This window comes from Rhodococcus sp. NPDC057014 (genome assembly GCF_042673295.1).
Taxonomy (GTDB): Bacteria; Actinomycetota; Actinomycetes; order Mycobacteriales; family Mycobacteriaceae; genus Rhodococcus_F.
Genome location: NZ_JBHUSF010000457.1, coordinates 1 through 5,330 on the forward strand (window position 1 = coordinate 1; position 5,330 = coordinate 5,330).

Here is a 5,330-nt window from a genome sequence, read left to right on the forward strand (position 1 = left end):
GACGAGGAGAACGGATCCTGATGAACCTCACACCGAAAACCACACCCACCGCTTCTCCCGCGCCGGCAACGACGGCCGCGGCCGCAGTCCTCGCCGCGCTGCCGCACGTACGCGGCTGGCAGGAGGACTTCTACCGCGACGTCCACAGCCATCCGGAACTGTCGCACCGCGAGTTCGAGACGTCGAAGAAGGTCGCCGCGCGCCTGGAGAACGCCGGCTTCACCGTCCACGACGGCGTCGGCGGCACCGGACTGGTGGGCATCCTTCGCAACGGTGACGGCCCGGTCGTGCTGTTGCGGGCCGAGATGGATGCGCTTCCGGTCCGGGAAGACACCGGACTGCCGTATGCGAGTACCACGACCGACATCGATGCCCACGGAAGCGAGATCCCGGTCTCTCACGTGTGCGGGCACGACATGCACACCACTTGTCTGGTCGGCGCGGCCCACCTGCTCGCCGCCGGCCGACAGCAGTGGAGTGGCACCCTCATCGCACTCTTCCAGCCCGCGGAGGAGGTCGGGGACGGAGCCCGGATCATGGTCGAGGACAACCTCGCCGGGACTATTCCCCGACCCGACGTCGCCCTGGCGCAACACAATCTGCAGCTGCCTGCCGGGCACGTCCGCACCCGGTCCGGGCCGGCACTGTCGGTGGCCGACAGCATCCGGATCACTCTCCACGGTCGCGGCGGGCCGGGCTCGATGCCCCACACCACCGTCGACCCCGTTGCGCTCGCGGCGATGATCGTGGTCCGCCTCCAGACCGTGGTGTCCCGCGAGGTACCGCCCTCGGACACTGCGGTTCTCACCGTGGGCTGCATCCGAGCCGGTACCAAGAGCAATGTCATCCCGGACCGGGCCGTCCTGGAACTGAACATCCGCAGCTACAGCGAGCAGACCCGGAAGATACTTCTGGACGCCGTGCACCGGATCGTCGCGGCGGAGTGCGGGGCCTCGGGCTGCCCGAAAGACCCCGAATTCACGATGTTCGACCAATTCCCGTTGACCGACAACGACGCAGAGACGACGGAACGGGTCGCCGCCGCATTCGAGGCGTTCTTCGGAGCCGATCGCATCGGCGAGATGGAGCAACTGCCTGCGAGTGAGAACTTCAGCGACATCCCCGGGGCGTTCGGGACACCGTACACATACTGGGGGATCGGATGTATCGACCCGGAGCTGTACCGGTCGGCCGCAGAATCCGGCCGAGTGGCACAGGATATTCCGGCTCCCCACGCCCCCAACTTCGCGCCGATGATCCAACCGACCTGCGATACGGGAACGCAAGCGCTGGTGGTCGCCGCTCTGGAGTGGCTCGCGACCTGACCCCACCCGAAGGTCCGGCAGAGGAGGGATTGGCCCCGCCCAGGTGTGACCGGGCGGGGCCAGCTTCGCGTTCTCGATATCTCAGCTCACGAACGTGATGTCGACGTATCGCGCGCGGCATAAAGCAGACCGCCGAGCATCGCCACGTTCTTCTGAAACTGGACTCGTTGCATCTTGCGTGCCGTGGGGACCTCGAGTGACCAGAATCCGTGTCCGGCCACCGTCGTCGGAACAAGCGACCCGGCGAGCGCGAGTGCCGACACCCGCGGGTACAGGCCGAGTGCCAGTGTCGCGCCGGCGAATGCCTGGACCGCACCGTTCGCGCGGACGATCAGTTCGTCGTCGTTCGGGACCGGCGCTACCTTTCGCAGCGCAGCGAGCATGGGCGCCGCCTGCTCGACACGGGCACCCGGCGTTCGGGCGGCGTCGAAGCCGAGCAGCGCATAGGTAGCCCCGGTCAGGATTCGGGCTCCGAGGAGTAGGGGTTTCATTGACGTGTCCTCTCGAATATTTCTGTGGCCAAGAGAATTTCACCTGGCCCGATAGGTTTCTTCACTCACCCGATGGTTTCGTCAGGGCGGCGACGGTGGCCCTCTCCGCCGATTGCTCGTCATCGAACAGTGGGCGAATTCCCTGGGCGGCCATGATGTGGTCGTTGCTCGTGCCTGCCGCGATCATCGGCCACACGAGGGTGTCGTCGTTGACGACGAAGTCGATGACCACTGGTCGATCGGTGATCGCCCGCGCCTGCTCGATGACCGATTCCACGTCGTCCTCTCGCTCACACCGCAATGCGACGCAGCCGAGAGCGTCGGCGAGCTTGACGAAGTCGGGGATCCGGCGCGAGTGGGTGGCCAGGTCGATCTGGGAGTACCGTCCGTCGTAGTGGATCGCCTGCAGTTGCTTGACCATGCCGAGGTTGCCGTTGTTGATCAGGGCCACCTTGACCGGCACCCCCTCGATCGCGGCCGTCGCCAGTTCCTGATTGGTCATCTGGAAGCAGCCGTCACCGTCGATCGCCCACACCTCCCGTTCGGGCGCAGCGAGTTTCGCGCCGAGGGCGGCGGGCACGGCGTATCCCATCGTGCCCAGTCCGCCGGAGTTCAGCCAGGTCCGCGGTTTCTCGAAGCCGAGGAAGTGGGCGGCCCACATCTGGTGTTGGCCGACGCCGGAGACGTAGATTGCGTCCGGTCCGGCCGCTTTGCCGACCGCCTCGATCACCAGCTGTGGCGACAAGCTGCCGTCGGCGGGTCGGTCGTAACTCACCGGATACGCCGATCGCATCTCGTCCAGCGATGCACGCCAGCCATGAAGGTCAGGGGCGGTGCCGGCGGCGCGTTCGAGGCGGAGGGCGTCGGTGAGCGCCTCGATGACCTCTCTGCAGTCGCCGACGATCGGGACGTCCACATCCCTGTTCTTGCCGATCTCGGCGGGGTCGATGTCGGCGTGGATGACCCGCGCTTTCGGGGCGAACGAGGCGGCGTGCCCAGTGACGCGGTCGTCGAATCGCGCACCGAGGGTGATCAGGAGGTCGCTGCGTTGCAAGGCCGCCACGGCGGCGACGGTCCCGTGCATGCCGGGCATGCCGTAGTGCAGCGGGTGGCTGTCGGGGAAGGCGCCGAGCGCCATCAGGGTGGTGACGACGGGGATGCCGGTCAATTCTGCGAGCGTCCGCAATTCGATCGCCGCGTCGGCCTTGATCACCCCGCCCCCCACGTACAGGACCGGTGCGCCGGCTGCGTTGATCATCGCTGCGGCTGCGCGGATCTGCTTGCCGTGCGGTGCCGTGGTCGGGCGATAGCCGGGAAGATGTCTTTCCGGTGGCCAGGTGAAGGTGGTCTGTGCCTGGAGGACGTCTTTCGGGATGTCGACGAGCACGGCACCGGGCCGTCCGGTGGAGGCGATATGGAAGGCCTCGGCGATGGTCCGGGAAATGTCGGCAGGATCGGTGACCAGGAAGTTGTGTTTGGTGATCGGCATCGTGATTCCGGAGATGTCGGCTTCCTGGAAGGCGTCGGTGCCGATGAGATGGCTGCCGACCTGGCCGGTGATCGCGACGACGGGCACGGAGTCCATCTGGGCGTCGGCGAGCGGGGTCACCAGGTTCGTTGCGCCTGGCCCGGACGTGGCCATGCAGACGCCGACCTTGCCCGTGGCCTGCGCGTAGCCGGTGGCGGCGTGACCGGCGCCCTGCTCGTGGCGCACCAGCACGTGCCGCACCCGCGTCGATTCGAGCAGTGGGTCGTAGACGGGCAGGATCGCACCGCCGGGGATGCCGAACACACAGTCGACGCCGAGTTCCTCGAGTGAGCGCACGACGGACTGCGCTCCCGTGACTCGTTCGGGGTGGCGTCGGATCGCGGGGGAAGTCGTCTGTTCGCTGAATTCGGTAGATGCAGTCACGGGAAGTCCTCTGATCTGGGCGAGCTGTCGAGTCGACACGGCCGGGCGAAGTGTCGGATACCTGACTTCGTGGCCTGCCGGACATCCTCGGGATCGGAGGATGGTGCGCAGGGACCCGTGCTCACCGATGGGCGAGCCGGAATGCCCAGTGGAACACAGCCCACTGCGATCGACAATCGGAACCAACCGATTTCAGCACTCTGCGCGAGGGTGTCGCGTCCGAACTTGCTGGGGTGCGCAGATTGCGCACCGCGCCAGCCGTCGAGGGGGAATCTCGGCCGGAGAGTGCAGCTGCACATCGGAATCCGGCGGTTCGCGTAGTGGACGGATCATCGCGTAAACCGGCTATCCAACGCCTCGTTTCCCGCCCTACCGTGAGTTTCAGCGTGACCGACATAACAGCGAGCCGAAATGGACAGTCGCGCTGTCGGCCCGCCGCCTCATCCCGCTGCCCATCGATGACGAAATGCGCACCGAACAGACGCATTCAGCCAACAGGAAGTGACCCATGACCGCGACAACCTCCTTCGTCAATCAGCACACGCCGGCCGCCGGCGACAACTCGGAAACGCTGCGTGAAATCGAAGAGCGGGTGTTGTGGTTGGCGACGTCGATGATCCATCACGCCAACCGGGTTCGGCCGAATCCGTCGGGGTTGAAGGTGGGTGGGCATCAGGCGTCGTGTGCGTCGATGGTGTCGATCATGACGTCGTTGTGGTTTGAGCAGTTGCGGCCGGGGGATCGGGTGTCGGTGAAACCGCATGCGTCGCCGGTGTTGCACGGCATCAACTACCTGCTGGGGGAGTTGGACGAGAAGTATCTGACGACGTTGCGGGAGTTCGGTGGCCTGCAGTCGTATCCGTCGCGGGCGAAAGATCCGGATCCGGTGGACTATTCGACCGGGTCGGTGGGGATCGGTGCGACCGCCCCGATCTGGGGTGCGATCGCCCGCCGGTATGTGAACACTCAGATCGGTTCGGCGGGGACGGGCCGGCAGTACTCGCTGGTCGGGGATGCGGAGTTGGACGAGGGCGCGGTGTGGGAGGCGATCCTCGACACCTCGGTCGCCGAACTCGGGGAGATCGTGTGGATCGTCGATTTGAACCGGCAGTCCCTGGACCGGGTGGTCCCGAACATCGCGGCCGGCCGGCTCGAGGCGATGTTCTCCGCCGCGGGGTGGCAGGTGATCACGGTGAAGTTCGGGACGCTGCTGGAGTCGTTGTTCACCCGGTCGGGTGGTCCGGCGCTGCGGTCGCGGATTTTGGACATGCCGAACCCGGAATACCAGCGGCTGCTGCGCTGCGACGCCGAGGAAGTGCGTCGTCGTTTGCCCGGGGCGGGCCCCGACGCCGCGGCGATCGCCTCGCTGATCGCGGAGTTGGAGGACACCACCCTGCTCGCGGCGATCCGGAATCTGGGTGGCCACGATCTCGACGCGCTGCGGGCGGCGTATGCGCGGATCGACGACACCCGCCCGACGGTGATCATCGCGTACACGATCAAGGGCCGCGGCCTGCCGACGCAGGGGCATCCGCAGAATCATTCGTCGTTGCTGACGGTCGAGCAGTACGAGCAGTTGGCGGCCGAACTGGGGATGGATCC

3 protein-coding genes and 1 pseudogene are annotated in these 5,330 nt (G+C 66.4%); 2 read left to right on the forward strand and 2 right to left on the reverse strand.

What is annotated here, in order from left to right:
- Positions 1–20 precede the first annotated feature (20 nt).
- The gene (locus tag ACFTZB_RS42645) at positions 21–1,325 is read left to right on the forward strand and encodes an amidohydrolase (RefSeq protein ID WP_378441539.1); all 1,305 of its coding nucleotides are present in this window, start codon (positions 21–23) and stop codon (positions 1,323–1,325) included.
- A gap of 86 nt (positions 1,326–1,411) precedes the next feature.
- Here ACFTZB_RS42645 and ACFTZB_RS42650 read toward each other — a convergent pair whose 3' ends face one another.
- Complete coding sequence (locus ACFTZB_RS42650) at positions 1,412–1,816, reverse strand: DoxX family protein (protein WP_378441535.1); 405 nt, start codon at positions 1,814–1,816, stop codon at positions 1,412–1,414.
- Between the two features lie 61 nt (positions 1,817–1,877).
- The gene (locus ACFTZB_RS42655) at positions 1,878–3,728 is read right to left on the reverse strand and encodes an acetolactate synthase large subunit (protein WP_378441537.1); all 1,851 of its coding nucleotides are present in this window, start codon (positions 3,726–3,728) and stop codon (positions 1,878–1,880) included.
- 508 nt (positions 3,729–4,236) lie between these two features.
- On the opposite strand from ACFTZB_RS42655, the pseudogene ACFTZB_RS42660 reads away from it, so the two are divergent.
- Positions 4,237–5,330: pseudogene (locus ACFTZB_RS42660) on the forward strand (pyruvate dehydrogenase); the annotation flags it as partial.